24 protein-coding genes and 1 pseudogene are annotated in these 22,069 nt (G+C 57.3%); 8 read left to right on the top strand and 17 right to left on the bottom strand.

The annotated features are described in order from the left end of the window. The first annotated feature begins 171 nt into the window (after window positions 1–171). Window positions 172–2,277, top strand: coding sequence for a single-stranded-DNA-specific exonuclease RecJ (recJ, locus tag KR51_RS01190; protein WP_022604004.1), 2,106 nt, complete (start codon window positions 172–174; stop codon window positions 2,275–2,277). 523 nt (window positions 2,278–2,800) lie between these two features. Here the strand turns inward: recJ and hisG are convergent. Beyond that, window positions 2,801–3,466 (bottom strand): ATP phosphoribosyltransferase, encoded by a 666-nt coding sequence (gene hisG / locus KR51_RS01185; RefSeq protein ID WP_022604001.1) that lies wholly within the window; start codon window positions 3,464–3,466, stop codon window positions 2,801–2,803. 151 nt (window positions 3,467–3,617) lie between these two features. On the opposite strand from hisG, the gene rppA reads away from it, so the two are divergent. Then, window positions 3,618–4,307 carry a two-component system response regulator RppA gene (gene rppA, locus KR51_RS01180; RefSeq protein ID WP_022603999.1) on the top strand — a complete coding sequence of 230 codons (690 nt, stop codon included), beginning with the start codon at window positions 3,618–3,620 and terminating at the stop codon, window positions 4,305–4,307. Window positions 4,308–4,347: 40 nt separating this feature from the next. Here rppA and pdxA read toward each other — a convergent pair whose 3' ends face one another. Beyond that, complete coding sequence (gene pdxA, locus KR51_RS01175) at window positions 4,348–5,442, bottom strand: 4-hydroxythreonine-4-phosphate dehydrogenase PdxA (protein WP_022603998.1); 1,095 nt, start codon at window positions 5,440–5,442, stop codon at window positions 4,348–4,350. Between the two features lie 304 nt (window positions 5,443–5,746). Next, on the bottom strand, window positions 5,747–6,055 hold the full coding sequence (locus KR51_RS01170; RefSeq protein WP_156914909.1) for a hypothetical protein: 309 nt from the start codon (window positions 6,053–6,055) through the stop codon (window positions 5,747–5,749). A 59-nt stretch (window positions 6,056–6,114) separates the two neighbouring features. On the opposite strand from KR51_RS01170, the gene KR51_RS19055 reads away from it, so the two are divergent. Continuing rightward, on the top strand, window positions 6,115–6,381 hold the full coding sequence (locus tag KR51_RS19055; protein WP_156914908.1) for a hypothetical protein: 267 nt from the start codon (window positions 6,115–6,117) through the stop codon (window positions 6,379–6,381). 101 nt (window positions 6,382–6,482) lie between these two features. On the opposite strand, the pseudogene recR reads toward KR51_RS19055, so the two are convergent. The 8 genes and pseudogenes from recR to KR51_RS19045 form a co-directional block, all read right to left on the bottom strand. Beyond that, window positions 6,483–7,076: pseudogene (gene recR, locus KR51_RS01165) on the bottom strand (recombination mediator RecR); the annotation flags it as partial. A gap of 575 nt (window positions 7,077–7,651) precedes the next feature. Further along, complete coding sequence (locus KR51_RS01160; protein WP_022603994.1) at window positions 7,652–8,119, bottom strand: Hsp20/alpha crystallin family protein; 468 nt, start codon at window positions 8,117–8,119, stop codon at window positions 7,652–7,654. A 380-nt stretch (window positions 8,120–8,499) separates the two neighbouring features. After that, window positions 8,500–10,095, bottom strand: a complete 1,596-nt coding sequence (locus KR51_RS01155) for a hypothetical protein (protein ID WP_022603993.1) — start codon at window positions 10,093–10,095, stop codon at window positions 8,500–8,502. A gap of 51 nt (window positions 10,096–10,146) precedes the next feature. Beyond that, a complete protein-coding gene (locus KR51_RS19050; protein ID WP_156914907.1) occupies window positions 10,147–10,290 on the bottom strand; it encodes a hypothetical protein in 144 nt (47 codons plus the stop codon). A gap of 273 nt (window positions 10,291–10,563) precedes the next feature. Next, window positions 10,564–12,234: an L-lactate permease gene (locus KR51_RS01150; protein WP_022603991.1), complete on the bottom strand. Its 1,671-nt coding sequence runs from the start codon at window positions 12,232–12,234 to the stop codon at window positions 10,564–10,566. Window positions 12,235–12,403: 169 nt separating this feature from the next. Continuing rightward, the gene (locus KR51_RS01145; RefSeq protein ID WP_022603990.1) at window positions 12,404–13,174 is read right to left on the bottom strand and encodes a DsbA family protein; all 771 of its coding nucleotides are present in this window, start codon (window positions 13,172–13,174) and stop codon (window positions 12,404–12,406) included. Window positions 13,175–13,248: 74 nt separating this feature from the next. Further along, window positions 13,249–13,638 carry a metal-sensing transcriptional repressor gene (locus KR51_RS01140; RefSeq protein WP_022603988.1) on the bottom strand — a complete coding sequence of 130 codons (390 nt, stop codon included), beginning with the start codon at window positions 13,636–13,638 and terminating at the stop codon, window positions 13,249–13,251. Window positions 13,639–13,710: 72 nt separating this feature from the next. Continuing rightward, window positions 13,711–13,908 (bottom strand): hypothetical protein, encoded by a 198-nt coding sequence (locus KR51_RS19045; protein ID WP_156914906.1) that lies wholly within the window; start codon window positions 13,906–13,908, stop codon window positions 13,711–13,713. On the opposite strand from KR51_RS19045, the gene cobM reads away from it, so the two are divergent. Further along, window positions 13,907–14,701: a precorrin-4 C(11)-methyltransferase gene (cobM, locus tag KR51_RS01135; RefSeq protein ID WP_022603986.1), complete on the top strand. Its 795-nt coding sequence runs from the start codon at window positions 13,907–13,909 to the stop codon at window positions 14,699–14,701. The two genes, KR51_RS19045 and cobM, sit on opposite strands and share 2 nt — an antisense overlap. Before the next feature lie 113 nt (window positions 14,702–14,814). On the opposite strand, the gene KR51_RS01130 is transcribed toward cobM, so the two are convergent. Beyond that, window positions 14,815–16,218, bottom strand: coding sequence for an aspartate ammonia-lyase (locus tag KR51_RS01130; RefSeq protein WP_022603983.1), 1,404 nt, complete (start codon window positions 16,216–16,218; stop codon window positions 14,815–14,817). A gap of 189 nt (window positions 16,219–16,407) precedes the next feature. On the opposite strand from KR51_RS01130, the gene KR51_RS01125 reads away from it, so the two are divergent. After that, window positions 16,408–16,665 carry a chlororespiratory reduction protein 7 gene (locus tag KR51_RS01125; protein WP_022603981.1) on the top strand — a complete coding sequence of 86 codons (258 nt, stop codon included), beginning with the start codon at window positions 16,408–16,410 and terminating at the stop codon, window positions 16,663–16,665. Window positions 16,666–16,692: 27 nt separating this feature from the next. Here the strand turns inward: KR51_RS01125 and KR51_RS01120 are convergent, their stop codons facing one another. The 5 genes from KR51_RS01120 to KR51_RS01100 form a co-directional block, all read right to left on the bottom strand. Beyond that, a complete protein-coding gene (locus KR51_RS01120) occupies window positions 16,693–16,917 on the bottom strand; it encodes a hypothetical protein (protein WP_022603979.1) in 225 nt (74 codons plus the stop codon). Window positions 16,918–17,051: 134 nt separating this feature from the next. Further along, window positions 17,052–17,471, bottom strand: coding sequence for an RNA 2'-phosphotransferase (locus KR51_RS21130; protein ID WP_071783180.1), 420 nt, complete (start codon window positions 17,469–17,471; stop codon window positions 17,052–17,054). 77 nt (window positions 17,472–17,548) lie between these two features. Beyond that, on the bottom strand, window positions 17,549–18,313 hold the full coding sequence (locus KR51_RS01110) for a DUF3747 domain-containing protein (protein ID WP_022603978.1): 765 nt from the start codon (window positions 18,311–18,313) through the stop codon (window positions 17,549–17,551). 236 nt (window positions 18,314–18,549) lie between these two features. Continuing rightward, window positions 18,550–18,996, bottom strand: coding sequence for a hypothetical protein (locus KR51_RS01105; protein ID WP_040654655.1), 447 nt, complete (start codon window positions 18,994–18,996; stop codon window positions 18,550–18,552). A 79-nt stretch (window positions 18,997–19,075) separates the two neighbouring features. Further along, the gene (locus KR51_RS01100) at window positions 19,076–19,324 is read right to left on the bottom strand and encodes a hypothetical protein (RefSeq protein WP_040654654.1); all 249 of its coding nucleotides are present in this window, start codon (window positions 19,322–19,324) and stop codon (window positions 19,076–19,078) included. Window positions 19,325–19,839: 515 nt separating this feature from the next. Between KR51_RS01100 and KR51_RS17125 the strand changes: the two genes are divergently transcribed. The 3 genes from KR51_RS17125 to KR51_RS01085 all read left to right on the top strand — a co-directional run bounded on the left by KR51_RS17125 (window position 19,840) and on the right by KR51_RS01085 (window position 22,061). After that, complete coding sequence (locus tag KR51_RS17125; RefSeq protein ID WP_022603972.1) at window positions 19,840–20,319, top strand: type IV pilin-like G/H family protein; 480 nt, start codon at window positions 19,840–19,842, stop codon at window positions 20,317–20,319. A 146-nt stretch (window positions 20,320–20,465) separates the two neighbouring features. Beyond that, window positions 20,466–21,233 (top strand): hypothetical protein, encoded by a 768-nt coding sequence (locus KR51_RS01090; protein WP_022603970.1) that lies wholly within the window; start codon window positions 20,466–20,468, stop codon window positions 21,231–21,233. 51 nt (window positions 21,234–21,284) lie between these two features. Beyond that, window positions 21,285–22,061, top strand: a complete 777-nt coding sequence (locus KR51_RS01085; RefSeq protein WP_022603969.1) for a TIGR00297 family protein — start codon at window positions 21,285–21,287, stop codon at window positions 22,059–22,061. Window positions 22,062–22,069: the final 8 nt, after the last annotated feature.

The raw sequence follows: 22,069 nt of genomic DNA, 5'->3' as shown, positions 1-22,069 counted from the left end.
TCCCAGCAGCTGCAACGGCTGACTCGTGCTGCCGGTCGGCGCGATCGCCCTCGATATGTGCGGAGAATTGCGGTAAGCTCTGCCTACGAATCGCTATCGCGCGGGCACATGCAGCCCGTTGATAGCGACGAGATGTGAGAACGCACGCTCTAAATTCTCCGAGATTCTCTCGTGCTCGCCCCTTCTACTCCTCAATCCTGCCTGCCCGCCCAACGCTGGTGCATCGCAAGCCCTCCTCCCGATCTCGTCGCTGCAATTGCCGCGGCTACCGGACTGTCGCCGCTGCTGGCTCGAGTTCTGATCGAGCGCGGAGCTGACACGCCCGAACGAGCAGCCCTACACGTCAATCCGGAAGCTATGGCACTGCCAGATCCGCTCGAAGCGTTCCCGGACTTGGCGAAAAGTGTCGACCTGTTGCAGCGCGCGATCGCCGACGGGACGGCGATTGCGATTTGCGGCGACTACGATGCCGACGGTATGACCAGTACGGCGTTGTTGTTACGTGCACTGGGACATGCAGGCGCGCAGGTCGATTACGCCATTCCCAGTCGGATGCAGGAAGGGTATGGCATCAACTGCCGCATCGTGGAAGAGTTTGCGGCGGCTGGTGTCGGGTTGATATTAACGGTCGATAACGGGATTGCCGCCTACGACGCGATCGCTCGGGCAGTCGAGTTGGGTCTCGAGGCGATCGTCACCGACCACCACGACCTGCCGGCCAAACTGCCGCCGGCCGGTGCGATCTTAAATCCTAAGTTACTGCCAGAGGAGTCGCCCTACCGCGGGTTGGCTGGCGTCGGGGTTGCTTACGTGCTGGCTGTTACCCTGGCGCGATCGCAGGGACAACTGGCGGGGCTGACCGGACCGCTGCTGGAATTGTTTACCCTCGGCACGATCGCCGACCTCGCACCGCTGACGGGTGTGAACCGGCGCTGGCTGCGGCGCGGCTTGCGTTTGCTGCCGCAGTCGCGTTTGGCGGGCGTGCAGTCGCTGATGCAGATTGCCGGTGTCAAGGACGATCGCAACGCAGTGAAGCCCGAAGATATTGGCTTTCGCCTGGGGCCGCGCATCAACGCGATCGGACGGCTATCGGATCCCCAAATTGCGATCGAACTGCTTGCCACCGACGATCCGAGCACGGCCCTCGCCCGTGCCATGCAATGCGAAGCCGTCAACCGCCAGCGCCAGCAGCTTTGTCGCGACATCGAACGCGAAGCGATCGGCCTGTTAGACGAGGATCGCGCCGATTGGCAGCAGCACCGCGCGATCGTCCTTGTCCAACCCCACTGGCATCACGGCGTCATCGGTATTGTTGCCTCGCGCTTGGTCGAGCGTTACGGCGTACCGGTATTTCTGGGCACCCATGAAGACGATGCTGGCGAGCACTTACGAGGCTCAGCGCGGAGCATTCCGGAGTTCCACGTCTTCGAGGCTCTAGAGTTTTGCAGCGACTTACTCGAAAAATTTGGCGGGCACAAAGCAGCCGGTGGTTTCAGCCTGGTTGCGAAGAACCTGGACGCGTTTCGCGATCGCCTCAGCAGGTTCGCGCACCGCTGTTTGCAACCAGAACACCTTAAACCGCTCGTCGCGATCGATACCCGAGCCGATTTTCCCGACCTCACCAGCGCTTTGTACCAGGAAATTGACAGCCTACAGCCGTGGGGTATCGGTAACGAACAACCGGTCTTTTGGACGCCGAATGTATGCGTTCTCGCCCAACGCCGCGTGGGCGAAAATCATCTCAAAGCTACGTTCGTGCAACCCACCCATCCGCAGATCGAACTGCAGGCGATCGCCTGGCGCTGGGGCGAATACCTGCCGCTACCCCCCCGCATCGACATTGCCTACAAGCTCCGCGAAAATTCCTGGCAAGGTCGCACGTCGATCGAACTCGAACTTGTCGGTGTCCGTGCTGTTAACCAAGCAGTCGAACCATCCGGTGCAGCAGTTCTGGCGACGAATCCAACGGCGGGTCCCAACCCAATCGCTCAGATTACTGGTCCATCTGAGCCATCGGTAGAGAGTCCGACGCCACTCTCCTCTGAACTCCAACAAACGGAGTTTCAACATCAAGGCCGAGCATACGCCTGTCGTTTCTGGTCGGTACGCGACGAATTACGCATCCGTAATGGACGAGGGCAAACGCTCTGCGTGCGGCGCGGGAGACGTATCGGCATGCTACATCCCGGCAGTGGCGCTGCTACCGAGATCGACGTGACCCGATCGCCTTACTGTCACATTGTTAAAGCAGCGATCGCCGCTCTGGAAAGCCCTTAAGCACGTCCGATCGGCTGTGCGTCAGACTCGCCCAAGGTCAGAACCAAACCTTAAGATACTCACATCCAGGGAGTGCTGCACCTTAAAGGTGGCGCAGGCGCGCTACCCGCGCGTAGCTGACTATTCCTGCTAAAGTCCGAAACAATCATTCAGCAAGGGTTTCAAGCCTTGTAGCGATTCCTAGCAAGCTGAGGATTTGAGATAGCACAACGGGATAAGCAGGCTTTCGAACGCCCCGAAGACCAACCGATTTTACGCGCCAAAAGAAAACGGGAAAAGTCCGGCACGTAGCCATTGCTCCTTACCCAGCAGGACCATCGCACTTTAGGACTTCCTCTTTTCTAAGAAGCCTGAAAAACACATTGGTGCCATTTGGTACTTCGTGCATGGCTAAAATGCAAAGGCTGTAAAGGGTTTGAGTCTCTGCCACCATCGATAAACCACTGCGCACTGGTTATCCCAGCCCACTTGTGCCTGCCCTCTGATCATTAGGTATTGATGGTGCGGAGCCAATTCAATCGCCTCAACTCCCGACAACGCCGGCCGGCGGCGCTGGCTCGCTAGCAAGGCGCAGTTGGGTGGCGATCGCGTGGAGATTGTCGGGACTGAGACGATAGCTCAGCGGGTGGGCGATCAGGCGTGCGGTGCTCTCGAAGAGCACGGCAATTTCGATCAACCCGTTTTCGCGAAGGGTACGGCCGGTTGAAACAAGATCGACGATCGCTTCGGACATGCCTGTAATCGGTCCTAGTTCGACCGACCCGTAAAGCGGAATGATCTCAACGGGCAGGTCTAGACTGTCGAAGTATTCGCGAGCACAGTTTACCGCTTTAGACGCAACGCGCGCGTGGGGTGGCAAGTCGAGAGGCTGGCGGTACGGACTGCTACTGCGGACGGCAACCGACATGCGACAGTAACCAAAGTGCAGGTCGGCAAGATTGGCAACGTCCGGAGACTTTTCGCGCAGCACGTCGTAACCGACAATGCCAAGCTGCACTTGACCGTATTCGACGTAAACAGGGACGTCTTGGGCGCGGACGAGGAGAGCACGTGCCGTTCCGGTTGGATCGATAATTTGCAGCTGGCGGTTTTGTTTATCGAGGAAGGCGCTGAAGTCGAGACCGACGTGCTGGCAAATGGCAATGCTGTCTTTGAGTAGCGCGCCTTTCGGCAGGGCGATAGAAATCACGGGCGGTCTCCCAAACAGTAGCGACAAACCAATAGCGCTCGCACACTGCCAAGAGTATCGAGCCGGTTAGCAGCGCAAGCAGCGGCACAATAGATCCTACCGGAGCGCGATCGCGCCGACGCAGTTCCGAACGATTTTACAACCCCTTTCAATGCGCATTTTGTTAGTCGATGATGAGGCAGAGCTGACCGCACCGCTGGCACAGGTGCTCGCCTGCGAAGGGTATGAAGTGAACGTGGCGTACGACGGCGCAGCGGGGTGGAACTTAGTGCAGCTCTCGCACTACGACTTGTTGATCCTTGATTGGATGATGCCGAAGCTCAGCGGACTGGAGTTGTGTCGGCGGTTGCGATCGCGCGGGGACGCCACGCCCGTGCTGTTTCTGACGGCAAAGGACACGCTCGACGATCGCGTGCACGGATTGGATGCCGGAGCGGACGACTATCTGATCAAACCCTTCGAATTGCGGGAGTTGCTGGCGCGGGTCCGCGCGCTGCTGCGGCGATCGGGTCTGGGTGATGATGCCTCCTCCCCGCGCTTGCGAGTGGGCGACCTCGAACTCGATTGCGAGTGCCAGATTGCTTACTGTAACGGACGAGCGATCGCTCTTACGAATAAGGAAACACAACTGCTGGAGTATTTCATGCACAATCCCGAGCGCGTGCTCAGCCGCCAGCAGATACACGAGGACGTATGGGCGCCCGGCGAGGAGCCCAACAGCAATGCCTTGTCTGCATTGGTGCGCTTGCTGCGCTGCAAACTGGACCTCGAGAATGCTTCGTTGTCGATCCACTCGGTTTACGGCAAGGGATATCGTTTCGGCGCAAAGCCCAAAAAGTAATGCACGTCAGCAGGCTGCTCGGCGCGATCGCCTCTAGAGGCTAAAGCGCTAGCGCGTCTGCGGTCTGGCGGCGCTGGTTCACGAGTTCCGTCGCGATGCGAACAGCAGCTTTGAAGCTCGTGGGGTCGGCGATACCGCGACCGGCAATGTCGAAAGCCGTGCCATGATCGGGTGAGGTCCGTACGAAGGGCAAGCCGATGGTGATATTGGCAGCGCAATCGAATGCCAGCAGCTTGACCGGGATCAAACCTTGGTCGTGGTAGAGCGCCAGGTAGGCGTCGGCAGCCCGCGATCGCGCCCCAGATCCTAGGGTTCCATACCAAGCTTGTGCGGGCTGCATCCAAAGCGTGTCCGGTGGGACGGGGCCGATGAGCTGCACGTGAGGGCGATCGCGTCGCTCCCGCTCTAGCAGCGGAATCAACCAATCGCGTTCCTCGGTGCCGAGCTGACCGCCTTCGCCGCTATGAGGATTCAAGCCGGATACCGCGATTGTCGGGCGATCGATGGCAAAGTCTTGGTGCAGGCAAGTCACGAGCAAATCCAGCTTCCACGCCAGCAGTTCGGGGGTCAAAACATCCGGGACGCGGCGCAGCGGGATGTGCGTTGTGGCTAGAAGGGTCCGCAACATCCAACCCGAGTGCGGCGATCGCCCGGCAAACAACATCCCGAACTTTTCAACACCAGCTGCTTCGGCCAGCACCTCTGTTTGACCTGGATAAACGCGTCCGGCTGCTGCCCACAGGGACTTCGCAATCGGGGCAGTGACAACTCCGTCGCAGCGGCCGGCCAGCGTTGCAGCGATCGCGGCTTGCAGCCAAGTGAAACTTGCCGCTCCGCTAGCAGCGTTGCCTTCGCCGGGGGCGAACTCGCCTGTCACGGGCACGTCGATGATGTCGATGTCATTCGGGTCGGCGATTGCGGTTAGGCCGCGATCGCGCAGCTGTTGATAGGCGGCGATGAGAACCTTGCGGCTGCCAATGACAGTCAGCTCGCCGAGAGCGGTCGCGGCCGGGTCGGCGAGTGTTTTGAGGACGACTTCCGGTCCGATACCTGCCGGATCGCCCAAGGGTAGGGCCAGGCGCGATCGCGTTACGGTGGCAATGGGCTCGGTTAGGATACTGGTTCCAGAAGTCATCGGGGCGCTCCCAGGTCGGTATCGGCAGCATCGTTCGCGGCACTGACCTTTACTCTAACGATGGCAACTCTCGCGAGGCGATCGCACCCTCAACCCATCAAGTATTCTGGCGGGTTACCGGCCGACCCTCCCACATCGAATTGACTTAGTTTTGCGCGTGAGCGTATCCCAACTGCTGCAAAACCGAAACGAACCACGTCGAGCGCAAGCTGCCCTTTTAATAAGCAAGGAAGGATGTTTCTCGATCTACGCCCATCTCGTCGGGCGATCGCGTGCGTTCCCGCAAGATGCGTTGCGCTTTGAGTCATTCGCGGAAGTGCAGGGGAAGCGCTCCAGGCAGGCGGACCGTCCGCCGCTCGCTAAACGACATTGCTCCAGCGAACTCGCTAGGACTGCGGGCGTCGATCGCCACAATACGATCTTGATAGTCTTGCGATACCGGCAGCTCGGGTAGCGCGATCGTCCTCGTGTCGCGCGGGCGCCCGGTGAAGTTGCCTGGTGTTGGAGTTGACTCCACTGCCGAGCCGAACGCGATTGTTACTCGGGTTTGCGCGATCGCTGCCTGACCGCCATCTGCTCGAGCAGCTCGCTCGTGTCCGAGCGATCGCAGCATCCAGTCATGCTCCCCGCTTCGCCAAACCAGTGGCAGCAATAGGATAGCCAATTGCCAGCATGGAAGGGCTGCAGCAGATGCCGAGGGCGCTGAGTCGGGTTTGGAGTGCGGCGCGATCGCTTGGGAGATTTAACCTTAAGCGGCATGGAATGGGTGAAGTCCGCCAGCGAATGCGTACGGCATCAGTCACGCGATCGCAACTCCATGCCACGGCATCGCGCGTATCGAGGATAGTGGCACCAGACGCAATCAGCTCGGAGGCGCAACGGGCACTGACAATTCAAGGGAAGGCGCGGGCGGTCATTGGCTCTACTGGATGCGGATAGAGAGTTGCCAGGACTATCGCTGCAGTTATCCTCAAGCGAACGGCGATGCCTGCTGGTGAGGCGATCGCGCGACTGCAGGCGCAGCAAACTCGACGCTGCAGCTAGTAATCCAGCTCGCGGCGACCTTCTAATGCTCGCGCCAGTGTTACCTCGTCGGCGTATTCCAAGTCGCCGCCCATCGGCAAGCCAAAGGCAATGCGCGTGACGCGCACGAATGGCTTCAGCAATTGCCCGACGTACAGCGTGGTCGTGTCGCCCTCGACGCTCGGGCCGATCGCTATGATGATTTCTTCGACGGTGTCCTTGCTGGCCCGATGCACGAGTTCTTGCAGATGCAGTTGCTCGGGACCGACGCCCTCCATCGGCGAGATAACGCCCCCGAGAACGTGGTACTTCCCTCGATATTCGCGGGTTTTTTCGATGGCGATCGCGTCGCGGGGGTCGGCAATCACGCAAATGACGCGATCGTCGCGGTGGGGGTTGCGGCAGATATCGCAAACCGGCTGAACGGACAAGTTGAAGCAGATGCGACACAAGCCAACTTGACGCTTCGCATCCACGAGTGCCTGCGCGAAGGCAAGCACGTCCTTTTCCGGGCGTTCGATCAGATAGAGCGCCAAGCGTTGAGCGGTTTTAGGACCTACCCCGGGCAACTTCTGGAGGTGCTCGATCAACCGAGCGAGAGGTGGCGTATACGTGGCTAGAACTGTCTCAAACGTTCAATTCCCCCCTATCTTAGAGAACTGCCTATCATCAAAGCTGCCTGCAAGACTTGCAGAAAGTCGCGATCGCCCTTTAGCTCGACGCCTTGGAGGCGATCGCTCCGGTCTACTGTTTGAATTTAAGAGGCCAATTTAAAAAAACCAGTTCGGGTATCGGATTAACCTGAGCGATCCTTGGTGAGGTCGCGAAACTCCCGTTCTCTCTTTGTGAGGCATGTGCCCAATTTCACGCCAATTGACTTTTCAAACAGTCTCTAAGGCAATGCTTCGGCTAATTTTACAAACGCACATTTAGAAGTTCTGGAATACATACTGAAGTACGACGAGCTGTCCGACTGTAACAGAGTCCAGTTGCCAAACTGGTATTGAGTGAAGAATGCTAAAAAAGCACGGCAAGCGCACTGGAATCAACTCTAAATTGACTCGTCGCGGCTTACCGTGTAGGTGCAAACGTGCTATTTGCGTCAGGTCATCCACAATCGCTGAGATGCCACGCGGTCACTGTCCGAGCAGCCCGAGCGAGGGCGATCGCCTTAGGGAATGACAACTTAGCGCTCTGCTGCTGCTAAGCCTGGAGTTTCGCCGGCAAGGTCGATCTTGACCGTGCGGTTTACGGCTTCTTCAACCTTCGGCAGGGTTAGGGTTAAGACGCCATCGGTGAAGTCAGCGTTCGCGTTGTTGTTCTGGATGGGAACTGGCATACCGACCGTGCGCTTGAAGCTTCCGTAAAAGAATTCGCTGCGAAAGAGACCGTTCTTCTTCTCTTCGGATTCGCGACGGTATTCGCCAGCGATCGTTACAGCTTCGCGCGTGGCGGTAATATCGAGATCCTTCCCGTCCAAGCCAGGTAGTTGAACTTTCAGCACGATGCTATCGCCTTTGTCCTGCATTTCGACGGCAGGATTCCAATTGCGCGTGTCGAGACCGCCATGCTCGGTTACATCTTCAAACAAGCGGTCCATTTGGCGTCGCAATGCGTCGAATTCACCGTACGGATTCCAACGAACGAGTGCCATGGTACGAACCTCCATTTAGTTGCTATCGCGTAAGGTTTAAGTGCCTCGTGGCGAACAACTTCATACTCGCAAGGGCTCGTGATTTTGGCAGTGAGGTTTCCCGAAAGGGGGCGGTCGTCTTCCCGTAACGCTGCGCTTTCGCTGCCGTTGTCCCCCCCTCGAACAAGGGCATTAGTGAGGTTTTCCGAAAACACGCGTTCGTTTTTCCGTACTATTGCTAGATAGCTGCAACTGTTGCCTTTACAAATGGTTATTCCAGGGCTCGTACGCTTGTTGCAAACGAGAACTTTGACATCACAAGCCCGCTTTGGCTTGAGTCCGAGCTATTTGTGCTCAGCCGGTATATCGGTTTGTTCCTGTTCCATTTTTTCGGTTTTCCCTTAGCTTGAGTCTGCAACCCTCCCTGCCTGCTTCGAGGTGCGAGCAGCTTGACGCAATTTGCGCGTTTGTTCTAATAGGTCTTCCACACTTTGGGTCGATAGCTGCTCGACATAGTTGACCTTGATTTCTTCGAGTAGGTCGTTCAGTAGCGTTTGGATACGATCTAGCGTTTGCTGGGTTTGCATCTCCGACGACACGGCTTCGGTAACGCTCGCACCCAACTTCTCGATCAGTTCGTCAGCAGCCGGGTCTTCTTCAATGGCTGCAACGAGTAACCCGTAGGCGACTTGATAAAGCTGACGAACGAGATTTTCGGAAATCTGGTGTTCGAGACGGTTGAACGCCGGAATTGTCCTTAATCTCTCATAGGCGGGCGATTGATAGAAGGTTTTTTCGACGTTGTAGCGAATCAGCGCTTCGATATCCGGACGCACCTTCGGCAATATCCGATGGACGGCTAATTCGCCAAAGAGCCTAGCAAGTTCACCGACCTCGTTGGTTTCGTTTAGATCGACGTAGGCGCGATCGCTGCCGCGGGTCAGGATGCGGGCTAAGTCACCGCGCTTGAGTCCTCCCTGCAGTTGGTCGATCGTCTGGACGACCACTACTTCGGTGATGTCTTCGGCAATACCCGCAACGAATCCTTGGGACGTTTGACGCTGAACGGCTTCGAGATCGAGCAAGCCGGATTGATTGCAGCGGATTGTTACCGGGATGACTCGCAGCCAACGCAAAATTGGAATAAAGAGAAACACGTCGTACCAACGCCACAACATACCGTCAATCCAGCGTAGACCCGTGTGACGGCGGTGTATGAAGTACGTGCGAATGAAAAACTCAAACGCGAAGAATATGGCAAATGGAATGTCGAGCAGCGCGAAGCGATCGATGAATCCGCCCGTATCGGGGTCAATTGCCCGCAGGAAGTTGGTCCGAATGAGCGGTGCGATGTCCGACTTAAAGAAAGCAATTTGCTTTTCGTAGTCCTGGCTTTTGAGATAACGTGCCGTCCAGAATGTATCGAAGGCGGCCTCTGCCGATGCGGTCCCAACGTGCTCGCGCATCCGGCTTTTAATCGTTTCGAGGGTACCAGTTTTACCAGCCAGCTCAAACGGGTTGGTACGGATGATAATGCTACTTTGCGCTTGCAGGCTTGCCAAGATTTCATCAGTCTCCGGCGAGAGCAACCCCGTTTCTAGCAATTGCTCTTCGAGCTGGTCGACCGTTTGCAAGTACTTGATGGTTTCTGGATGGGCGTTGATGCCCTTTATGTAGTCATAACCTCGATCGAGCAGCGGCGGGAGCAGCGGCAGGTCGAGCAAGGGCTGCGGCATCATCTCGACCGTCCATTCGTAGAGCGTGACGATTTTGGGCGTGTGACTAATAGCAAACGTTGACTTGGGTAAATAGGCGAACCCGTTTACGAGTAGTGGAAACTCGCGCCAGTAGAAGTTGCGGAACGGTACGTAGCTTAAGTCGAATAGCACCAGCCCAAGGTTGGCTAGCGCGAGGGTGGCAAGGGCACGCTCCACCCACAGCAAGTAATTGCGTTTGCCGTGGTTTTGCGGTTGGGTTAGTTGCTTGCTAGTGTTCATCGCGAATGGGGGCGGTTGGCGCGCGAACTGAAGGGGATCGGTAAGATCGTATCAGTACAGCGAAGTCAGGCGATCGTTCCCCAGAGTGCTTTGACACGGCGATCGCGTGGCTAGGACATACTCCTGTATTGAGTTCATCCGTATGATTGTGAGCTGCTCGCCCCCGAGCCGCTCCACCGCCCATAAAGGGTCCATGTGCCCCGACGTCGAACCTTCAGGTTCAACGCAGGGAGTAAGTCTATCTGTCGCAAAAAAACTTTGATTTGCACGATCTTTATCCCGCGATAGTACATCATCAGCTCGATGTCGCGGCAGATGAGGGGTCAGGTTAAAGGCAGGAGAAGATGATTTTTGCCGGGCAGTGGAGGCACTGGTAGAGATATTATTCGTGGGGCAAGGGTCTCCCGAAACGAGATCTCAGCCAATACGGTAAAGTTGTCAATCCCGGCTATGTAAGTCCTGGCTCCGTTAGAAGACGAGCAGAAATAGCACGCCCAGCAAGCCTGCAAAGACCGTGTAATAGATGGTTGGCAGCAACACTTTGCGCATCAGCAGTCCCTCGCAACCGGCAAGACCAACTGTTGCTTCGGCAGCAACGATATTGGAAACACAGATGATATTGCCTGCCGAGGCACCGATACATTGCAAGCCCAAGATTGCTGCAGTTGTCACGCCAATTTGGAGGGCTACCCCAAACTGAAAGAGCGAAAACATCATGTTGCTGACTGTCACGCTGCCGGCAACAAACGAGCCAATGTTGCCGACAAACGGGGCAAAAAACGGCCACGTCAGTCCGGTAATATTCGACATGCCGTTCGCCAAGGTTAATGGCATGCTGTTCAACCCGGCAGTGTTAACGCCAGAATTGATAAATGTTCTAGCCATCAGCACCGCCGCACCCAGTGCCAAAACAGTTTTTTGCAGCATTGGTAAAGCGCGCAATACGGCTCGATGCATGGCACTGGGCTGCATGTCGTGGACGAAGTAAGTGATTGCAACCACAATCAGGAACACCGTTGGCGGCAAATAAAACGGCTGCGTTCTCGCCGTGACTTCGGTGCCGAAAATATTGCTCCAGGTGTAGGTCGCGGACTGGAGCCAACCGCGGATTGGCAGAAACTCAAAACGCGTCAGCATTAAAATCAAGCCCAGCAGCACGTAGGGAAGCCAGGCTTTGTATGCTGGCATCAGTGTCCTGGCTGGCTTAATTCTGCCTTCGGGTCGAGCACTAGACCAACTTTCGGGCCATTGCTCGCGATCGGGAAAGTCCCAAGTTTGAGCCGGGACCAAAAAACCGCTGCGCGCAGCCGGAACCACAATCCCCAGTCCAACTAAGCCGCCAATCAAGGTAGGAAACTCCGGACCTATAAACCACGCCGTTAGCGTATAGGGAATCGTGAATGACAACCCTGCAAATAAGGCAAACTTCCAAGCTGCTAGACCATCGGCAACTGATTTGCGAGCGCCAAAGCCTGTTGTCAGGACGACAACCAAAACTAACGGCAGAAACGTACCGACGATACCGTGAAAGACTCCCGCCCATTGTCCGATAACCTTTAGATACTCGGGTTGGGTCAACCCTAAGTTGGCAAGCTGTTGTTCGACTGCCGACACGCCCTCCAGTCCAGCATCAACACCGATGATAATTGGCGTTCCAACCGCACCAAAGCTAGAAGGCGTACTTTGGATGATGAGCGCGGAAATTACAGCAGCCATCGCAGGGAAGCCGATCGCAACTAACAACGGTACTGCAATCACGGCAGGCGTACCGAACCCCGATGCTCCTTCGATGAAGCTGCCGAAGAGCCAAGCAACGATCGCGACCTGTACTCGCCGATCGCGCGAGACGCCCAGCAAACTCTGACGAATGGAGGCGATCGCGCCAGATTCTTGCAAGGTGTTGAGGAGCAAGATAGCTCCAAAGACGATGTAAAGAATTTCCCCCGCAGCGACTAGTCCTTGAACGCCTGATGCTGCCACTTGTGAGAAGGGAACTTGCCAGACGAACAGCGAAATGCCAACCGTAACGGCATAGGCAAGCGGCATCGCGCGACCGGCCGGCTGTCTGGCGACGATCAACAACAAAAATACGGTTGCGATCGGAACTACGGCCACCAGCGAGTAGAGAAGTTGGTCCATCACCCGTGCGCGATATTAAGTGTTGAGAGCAAAAACACCGACATATTACTGCGTTCAGTTCGCGACGGTCTCGAGCAATCGCTCCCACGGCGATCGCCCATCTCGCAATGTGTCGGTACGGTGCTTCAGACAGCGTCTACTCTCGTTTGCCTTCGTGCCAGCGGTCCGCTCAACCGCGCGCGGCAGCCAAGGCCGTTTCGAGCTCGTCTGTGCTGACGGCACCTTCAAAAATCTCGCTGCCGATCGCTAAAAAGGGGGTTCCGCGCACGCCCAGCTCGTTGCCCAGCTCCACATCCCGCTCGATCGCCACTCCAGCTTCCCCTGAAGCCCGATCGCGCTCGAAGCGTTCTAGATCCAAGCCGAGGTCGCGGGCAATTGCAGTGAAGGCATCTGCGTCAAGGTTGCCTGCCCGCGCGAAAAGAGCATCGTGATACGGCCAGAACCGTCCTTGCTGCTGCGCTGCCCAAGCTGCTCGGGCCGCTGCGATCGCCTGCGGGTGAAGGGACGCGAGGGGATAGTGCTTGTAAACCAGGGTTACGTCGTCGCCGTGTTGCGCTAGAAACTCATCGAGTGTATCGTGCAGGCGGGCGCAAAACGGACATTGAAAATCCGAGAACTCCACGACAACCAATCGCGAGTCAATTGCGTCAGTGGCAGGAGACGCACCGATGATGGCGGCTGGTTCGGTCTGCAGTTGCTGAAGAAAGGCTTGCCGAACGCGGTCGATTTTCTGGCGTTCCCGTACCTGAAAAGCCTGCAATGCCTCGACAATTGCCTCCGGGTGCGCGCGGATGACTTCTAGGACTTGGCGCTCGAGTTGGGGACCGGACCCCGCAGCGGCGGCGATCGCCGGACTAACCCAGCAGAGGGCGCCGATCAGGCAAGCGATCGCAGTTAGGGTAAGGATTGAGATGCGAACGTGCTGGAGCAGGCGGTGCATGGTGGAGGAGTATTAGCTCAGGGAAGAAACGTCCCGATTATCGCCCGTTTCTCAGCAGTTTGCTTGGCCCAGCACTAGGGGAAGAAGCGATCGAGTGCGGCTTTGAGTTCTTCAATTTCCGATTCGATGTTGCCTTCCTCAGCAGCCCGGGCGATGCATTCGCTGAGGTGTTCGTCGAGGATCATGCGCGCCACGCGATCGAGTGCGCCGCGAACAGCAGCAATTTGCATCAGCACTTCTGGACACGGACGGCTATCGGCAACCATCGACTTCACCCCGCGAATGTGTCCCTCCAGCCGCGACAGGCGGTTAACGATGCGGCGCAGTGACTCGGGGTCGTGGACGTGAGCATGGGCATGGGTGTGGGGCGAATCTGCATCAGCCGCGATCGCCTCGGGGTCGCTCGAGTGGGCGGGAGCGCGATGGGCGTTCACGCGATCGCGGTGAGAGTCGGCTTTGGTCATAAGTTTGCACTGCAACGAAGACGCCAGGCAGACACGATTTCACATGCGTGGGCTGCCTGAGGCGATTCGATCCTAACAATCGAGTGGAACAACCACACCGAACTCCGAATGGGCTCCCTGAATGGGCTCCGGCTCGGTTGCTCGATCGCCACCAAATCTATTCCCAGGTAAGTCGGTTCTGGCGTGGCGATCGCCGATTGGCAACGGGCTCGTTGCTTGGAGACCTGTTAACGTGTAGCTGCACTCGCTCCGTACTACCTTATCTACCATGTCTGCACCTGCAGCGCTCGCGCCAGCCGTCTATTTTGTGGGAGCCGGACCGGGCGACCCGGAGCTGCTCGCGCTGAAAGCCAAACGCACGATCGATCGTGCTGATGTTATCGTCTATGCCGACTCGCTGGTGCCGCCGCAGATTTTTGCTGATGCCCGTGCCGATGCCGAACGCGTGAGGACGGGCAGTCTGACGCTGGAGGCGATCGTGCCGCTCATGATCGATCGCGTGCGCGCGGGCTTGTCTGTTGCGCGAGTTCATTCGGGTGACCTGACGCTTTATAGTGCCGTTCACGAACAGACGCGCGCCCTCGCCAAGGCTGGAGTCTCCTACGAGTTGATTCCGGGCATCAGCGCCTTTCAGGATGCTGCGGCAAAGCTCGGTGTGGAACTGACCGTCCCCGAGCTGGTGCAAACGATTATCTTGACGCGACCGAGCGGCCGGGCATCGGCGGTACCGGCAGCTGAGGAACTGTCGTCGCTAGCTGCTCACCGCGCGAGTTTGGCATTGTATCTGGCAGCGCGGCACGTCGAGACCGCGCAAGCGCAGCTGCTGCTTCACTATCCAGCCGATACTCCCGTTGCCATCTGCTACCGTCTCGGCTGGCCGGACGAGAAAATTCGCGTTACGTCGCTAGCACATATGGCTGCGGTTAGTCAGTTAGAGCAGTTTATTCGCACGACGCTATACCTCATCAGCCCTGCATTGAATGGACTCACCGCCGCGCGATCGCACCTGTATCATCCACAACACGCACATCTCTTCCGACCGGCCGCCAAGACCGGGTCTTAACCCCCGCTGCGCAGTTTGGGTTGCGGGTAACGGGCTGGTTGAGGTCGGCATGCACTTGCTGGTAGCCAACCGGCGATCGCCCGCGCGCGATGCACGTTCGCCAGTTTGAGGTCCTAGTTTGGCAATCCGTGGGGTGCGCTCATCGCTTCGAGATCCAACACTTGGGCTAACGCTTCGGCGCTCATCAAATTGCGCTCCAGCACGATCGCGCGGATCGATTTGCCCGTTGCCAGCGACTCTTTAGCCACGTCAGCAGCGTTGAGATAGCCGATGTGGGGATTCAGCGCCGTTACAAGTGCCAGACTAGCTTCGGCATAGTCGCGGCAGCGATCGCGTCGGGCTTCGATGCCGCGCAGGCATTTCTCGGCAAGCACCGATAGAGCACTGCCGAGGATTTCGATGCTGTGAATGAGGTTGTAGGCGATCAGCGGCATCGTGATGTTGAGTTCGAGCTGACCGGCTTGGGCAGCCAGGGCGATCGCACTGTCAAAGCCCATAACCTGGAAGCACACCATCGTCATCATCTCGGCAATGACCGGGTTGTATTTACCCGGCATGATCGACGAGCCCGGCTGCACGGGCGGCAGTTGAATTTCCTTGAAGCCAGTTTTCGGTCCCGAATCCAACAGCCGCAGGTCGTGGGAAATCTTTGCTAAGTCCTGCGCGAGGTTGCGGAGCGACCCGGACACGCGCACGAACGGTGCCATGCTTTGCATCGCAGCCATCAGATTCGGTGCGCTTTGCAGCGGTTGCCCGAGGAATTCGCTTAGCAGCGCTACGACGCGATCGCGATACTGCGGGTGAGTATTCAATCCCGTGCCGGTGGCGCTGCCGCCGATGCCGAGCTGCTGCAAGTCCGTTGCCGCTTGCTCGATGCGCGTGCGGTGGTCGCGGAGGATCTGGCTCCACGCGTGGAAGGTTTCGCCGAGGCGCACGGGGACGGCATCTTGCAAGTGCGTGCGACCGGAGCGCACCAGGTTGCGGAAGGCGAGGGATTTTTCATCTAGGGCGGCGATCGCGTCGTGCAATCCCGGATAGAGGGAATGCTCCAGAGCCAACAAGCTGCCGATGCGAATGGCCGTGGGCACCGTGTCGTTGGTGGACTGACCGTAGTTGACACTGTCGTTGGGACTAACGCGTTTGTAATCACCTTTCTCCGCACCGAGAATCTCCAGGGCGCGGTTGGCTAGCACTTCGTTGACGTTCATGTGGTGAGACGTGCCCGCCCCAGCTTGATAAACATCAACAACAAACTGATCTCGGAGTTGACCGCTAAGGATGTCGTCTGCTGCCCGGGCGATCGCTGCGCTGACTTCGGGAGGAATGCAACCGAGGTCGCCATTGGCAATCGCAGTCGCTTTTTTGAGCAACAGAAATGCATCGACGTATATTGGCAGCGGTCTGAGACCGCTAATCGGAAAGTTTTCCCTTGCGCGGAGCGTTTGGATGCCGTAGTAAACATCTGCTGGCAATTCGCGATCGCCCATCGAATCGCGCTCGCGGCGAGTATTGCTCATGAGTTTGGTCGTAGAAGTGTGCGTGCGCGAAATGGAATCGAGCCGGCATTGAGTCTACTGTCTTCCGCACCGATTCTCGTATTGATACTTTTGGAGGACCTTAGTAAGGGCCGTGGCTGAGGCATTTGTGGCGGAGCAACAGCAGCAGCAATGCTAGACTGATGGGCGTTCCGAGCGGGACCGAACGCCATGCCAGACCCCATTATGTATCAAGAGGACGGCTATGTCGTGCTCGAAACCGGACAACCCGAGCAATTTCTCAGCGCGGCCGAATTGTTAGAGAAACTGACCGGCATCCTAAGCGATCGCCAGGACGATTTGCCGCGCGATCTTCAGAAATTTGCAACCGTTTCCGAACAAGCTCATCACCTCCTGTCGACGTCTTGCGAGTTCGATCCAGGTCCCGGCGAATACCTGCAGTGGTACGTAGTGCGACTGGAAAAGTAGGGACGATTCGATCGCATCCTGCCAGGCTCAGCTAATTTTGAGGGCACTTGCGGGAACCTCATCCCAGGAGTTGACCGTGCGCAAGCATGCCGTCCAGCCGTCAGATTTTTGCTCTTCGGTGAGGTTTTTGAGAAACGACTCGTGGCAGTCGCGCGCGCGAGTTTCGTTGCAGCTAGCAATACAGGCATACAACAACCCGCCGGGGTCGTACTGTTCGTTCACCCAAATCTTAGGCTCGGAGGGATTCGACATGAGTGGGTATCGAGGCTAGAGGAGCAATTGGAGCGTCGTTTTTATGCTCGCGCACTAGGCTTAGAGTTCAGTCTAGCGTCCGTTCGATTTGTCGTCAGTTGGGGACCCCATATAGGCAATTTGGACACGATCGGTCAGCCTAACACCATTCCCGGGCAAATTGAAACGGTAGCTATCTGCGTGCAATTGTCCGGCGGTAACGCTTTGCACCACTGGCTTTCCATGTCGTTAGCCGAACGTAGCGGCGGAATTGCGTCCTGGGAAAGGAGAACGTGTGGTCGGCTCCTGCTAGACAATCCTTCCGCCCGAATCGAAGCCAGGAACCGCGTTTCCGTGGGGTGAAACAACTCGTTTGGTGGTTGGCGGGGCGCAAGATCCAGATCGACGGGGACGGCATTCCTAGGGTTGGGGAGAATTCTGGCGCGAAAGTCTTCAACAGTGAAACGCTGCTTGTTGCTGTCGGCAACAACCCTCTCGAGGAATGACATCGAAAGCGATCGCCAAGACTCTTCCGCGAGTGGGAGCAGACCGTCAACATCGACCTTTCCCGCCAAGTCCGTAACACGAGCAGAGGAAGGGTTTAAAGCCTTGAAGCGATGCCTAACGCGGGCTCAATGGGCGAAAGCTCGATTTAGAAATCTGCCGGCGGTGCAGGTGGCACGGGCGGCAAACCGTTTTGCGGCACAGGCGGCACAGGCGGCAAAACATTTTGCGGTTGAGCGACGGCAGGTTCCGCGACAGCAGGTTCAAAGGTTTCCGGTTGTGCGACGGGAATCTGCACGCTAGGCTGGACTGCTCCGCCGTCCCCGTTGCCACTTAGAACGGTGCTGCCCAGCGACGCATCGGTTGCTAAGTAAATGTGACCGAGTACGCGATCGCCATAGGTGCGCTTGGCAAAACGCCAGCCAGGCTCCAGGAAAATCTTGAAATAGTCTCTGCCGTTGGCGTACGTGCGCCCGACAACAATGTCCGGGGCATTTGGATCGACGCGCGGCGTTCCAACCAACACCAGCTCGCCGTTATACTGCACGATACGCAGAATATAATCCAGCCCCAAGTCCTGGCCGCTCATCCGAAGCGAGTAACCGTTGCCATCGGTGCTGCGGGCGCAAATTCCGCTGAAGTCGAAATCCAATAGCAGTGGTTCGACACGGACCGGCCCGCCCCCAGCAGCGCTCTCGCTCTCGCTCCAGCAAGGGCGTTCGTTGTTGGTCTGCTCCAGAATTAGCAACTGGTGCTGACCGTTACCATAGGGCGACGCGATCGCAACGAAATCGGTCTGTTCTACTTCTTGCTGTCCGAAGGTCGCTTGCGCGCGTGCGCCGCCCGCAGTTGCAAATGCCGAGATCGTTGCCACCGCAAGCGCGGCGAACCTACACGCGAGAGGAAGATTCATGGCTAGTCGTCGTACTAGTTCATCAGCTTTAAATGTTTGCTGGTATCTCTGATGCGCTGGAGCTGGACCCTTGTTTATTCGAGTCACTCGAATACAGAGATCTCGATCATATCTTGCTGCGGCAAGACATCACTATCTACTTGAAGCGATCGCTCGGTGGCGGGTTCCACTCCAGGCAGAGCCAGCGACCGTAACTGGACAGAGCGCGCTCGCAACCTGGCGTCCGACCGATACAATCATCGCTGCGGCGGCATAAGGGGTCTGACAATTGCGTAGCCCAACCCCGTAAACGACGCGACGATCGCCACCATTAAAATCACCACTACCCAGACGCTGGTGCCCTCCACGTTGCGATTGCGAGACGGACGACGGGTCGCGCGAATCTCTGCATGGGTCGGCGCAATTGCAAACGGCGGCAAATCCGGCTGCCGCCCGGCGCGATCGCTGCCGACCGACCGAACTTCTGCACTGGCTTGCTGTAAGTATTGCGACGCCTGTACGAAGCGCCCTAAATATTCCTGCAATAGGCGGTTCTGCTGCTGCAGCTGGCGGTTTTTTTGCTCCAGGGTCTCCACGCGAGCGCGAACGCGCTTCAAATCGCCGGTCAGTTGGCGGTAGGCCGCATTTGGAGCAGCGGCATTGCGGCGGGCGGTGGTCCGGGGGCGAGTCGGCGAGATAGTCATGTGTTTTAAGGAACCTGATTTGAACTTCAGAAGGGCGTTTAGATAACCAGAATGCTTCGCGGGCACGACAGATTGGAGGTCAGTACGGATCGCTCGCATGCAGCTCGCTTGCCCTTACCGCCGTCAGGGCTAACGCACCGCCGGCATCAACGAAAAATTGCAAGTCGCAGCACGGTTTGACCGGAAAATAGCGCTTGGGTTCCGACAACGGCGAATGAAACGTTTGAAGCGGGCATCGGTGCACGATCGTCGCTGACTTGCGCGGTGAAGAACTGGCTGGTGCGATCGCCTGGATTAGAGGGCGCGATCGCCCGCCAACCCGTTGCAACCCCGCTCTTTTTTTCTGCGGGCGTAGATCGATATCTGAAAGCTATTCAGATTCCTTCAATGCCGACGAGCCTCCGTCGATGCCGAGGCCTTCTCGCTCAGCCTACGTCGGGAATACGGCCTGCGCCGTTGGCTTGGCGGAGCCGTGCCAGTCGCAACCGATCCTGCTCGCCGTTACGCTCAGTTTTACGCCTGCCGCAATTGAAATATCGAGCGCGTTGGGTTGTGTTGGACGCCGCCGGGGTTTTCCTGCACCCGCGCCTACACGTCCTAGAACTTTTTTTCTCTGAAGGGTGAAGGTCGCTATCTCGCTGAGAACAGCTGCTAGATCGCGTCAAAACCGCGCAAATCGGACTGTCAGTCCTGCAAGAGCTGGCTTTCTGCTCCACAAGGTTACTCATAGAAAATCGTTTTTTCCATTAGACGATCGCTTGCTTGAGAGGGCTGGGTACGTTAGGTGCGAGGGACCACTAAACCTCAGGTAACCACCTCGCTAAATTCTCGGAGAAACACTCCATGAAAGCTCAATTCCAAGCCAAGCTTCTCCAGCTGCTGGCTCGCAAGTCCAGCAACAAAGGCTTTACTCTGATCGAACTGCTAGTTGTAATCATCATCATCGCCATCCTGTCCGCGATCGCTCTGCCCAACTTCCTAAACCAAGCTGACAAGGCTCGAGCTTCCGAAGCGCAAGCCAATTTGGGTGTAATCAATCGCGCTCAGCAAGCCTACCGCTTGGACAATCCCTCCTTCGCTGCTAACTTCGATGAGCTCGATAGTGAGGTCATATTCTCCAATGGTGCTGGGGGACAAGCAGTCGGCACCAACGACGCCGTAACCAATAACTGGACTTACGAGATTTTACCCGGCACTACTGCCGCTGAAACTTTTGCTCAAGCAGCCCCAAGTGGCGCCACCAGCAGCTCTACTCTAGGCAATTGGTGTGGCCGAGTACTCCAAGATGGTACTGAGTCTACAATTGAAGACAACGCTTGCTAGTGTTTACTTGTCCGCAGCTATAACTGTTCTTGGGCAACTATCTCGTATTTTCTAGCAACTCCCCGCACTTTTTGCAACTTGCCTTTCTGCTGCTCTAGGTGCGGGGTTTGTTATCTTGAAAATAGAGTGGAGTAGGAAAATAGTTCGTGTCCAGACGAATTGCCGCGATCGCCATCGCCTTGTGCTGTCTTGGGGTCGTAGGACTGCAATTCCTCCGCCTGAAAGCAAGTAACTCTGACGCTGCGTTCTACACGCAGCGTCTCGAGTCTCGGGAAGCAGCAACGTCATTACGCCTCAATCTGCTTTCCCAAACCTCTAACCTTGGTTTGCGCAACCTCGTAGCCGACTGGGTTTATTTGCAGTTCCTGCAGTACTTTGGTAGCTCAGGCGAGCGCCAACAGATGGGTTTCGAACTCGCCGACGATTATTTCCTAGCGACTATCGCCAACGACCCGCGCTTCATCAGTGCCTATATAAGCCTCGGCATCGTCAATTCGCTGTACGCGGGCCAGCCAGACAAATCGGTGGCAATATATCAACAAGGGTTGAAACACTTGCAGCCAGAACTGCCGCTCTCCGATCTGGTTTGGCGTTTTAAGGCTATCGACGAGCTGCTGCTTTTAGGCGATACCGATGCAGCCCAGCGATCCTTCGAACAGGCATCCGCTTGGGCAAGCCAACAGGACAATCCCATGTCCGAACGACGCTCGAAGAGAGCTGCGCAACTTGCCCGCTTCCTGGCATCAAACCCCGATAGTCGCTGGGTTCAGGCTAGTTCGTGGCGTATCGTCCTCCAAAACACCACCGATTTAAACGTACAGCGGTATGCTGCCGATCGCATTCGCCAACTGGGCGGGTCCGTCGAAGTCGCTCCTGATGGTAGTCTGACTGTGACAATGCCGCCGGAAGAGTGAGTCCGGAGTCAGTCCAGCTCGCAGACCGCGCTCGCATAGCAGGAGCTAGAAATGAACGGTTTGACAGCCCTTGCACAAAATCCGTGGGCGATCGCGATCGCGCTCAACGCCGGGTTGCTGGCGATCGTCCGGGTGCTGCCCAAGCAGCTCCTGACGCTTGCCGGCATTGTCCATGCGTGGATTTTGGGTGTATTGGTTTGGGGCACCCTTGGCTCGTCGGGTTACGCGATCTTGGCAGCTTATTTTATCCTTGGGTCGGCCGTTACCCGCGTGGGGATGGCCCGCAAGGAAGCTGCCGGTATCGCCGAAGGACGGTCGGGCGCGCGCGGTCCTGAGAACGTTTGGGGCTCGGCACTGACGGGCGCACTCTGCGCGGTCGGGGTCGGTCTGGTGGATGGGTTGCACGGCGATCGCGCGATCGCGTCGCTGTTGATCTTGGGTTATGCGGCCAGTTTTAGTACGAAGCTATCAGATACGGTGGCGAGCGAAATCGGCAAAGCATACGGGCGGCGTACGTTTCTGGTGACAACGCTCAAGCCGGTCCCGCCAGGAACCGAAGGTGCAGTCAGTTTGGAAGGAACCCTGGCCGGTATCGTCGGGTCCCTGGCGATCGCCGGCGTGAGCTGGGGTGTGGGTGCCATTGACCTCTGGGGCGTATTGTGGTGCGCGATCGCTGCATTTGTCGCGACGACGGTAGAAAGCGCGATCGGAGCAACAATTCAGGCGAAAGTCACCTGGATGACCAACGAGGTCGTTAACATCATCAACACGACTGTCGGAGCGCTGGTGGCGATCGCGTTGGCACTGGGGCACGCAGCCTTGGCATAGGAAGTTTG

The sequence above is a fragment of the Rubidibacter lacunae KORDI 51-2 genome (assembly GCF_000473895.1).
Lineage (GTDB): Bacteria > Cyanobacteriota > Cyanobacteriia > Cyanobacteriales > Rubidibacteraceae > Rubidibacter > Rubidibacter lacunae.
Note: the sequence above shows the minus strand (reverse complement) of the source record. Positions and strands in the feature narration are given on the sequence as shown.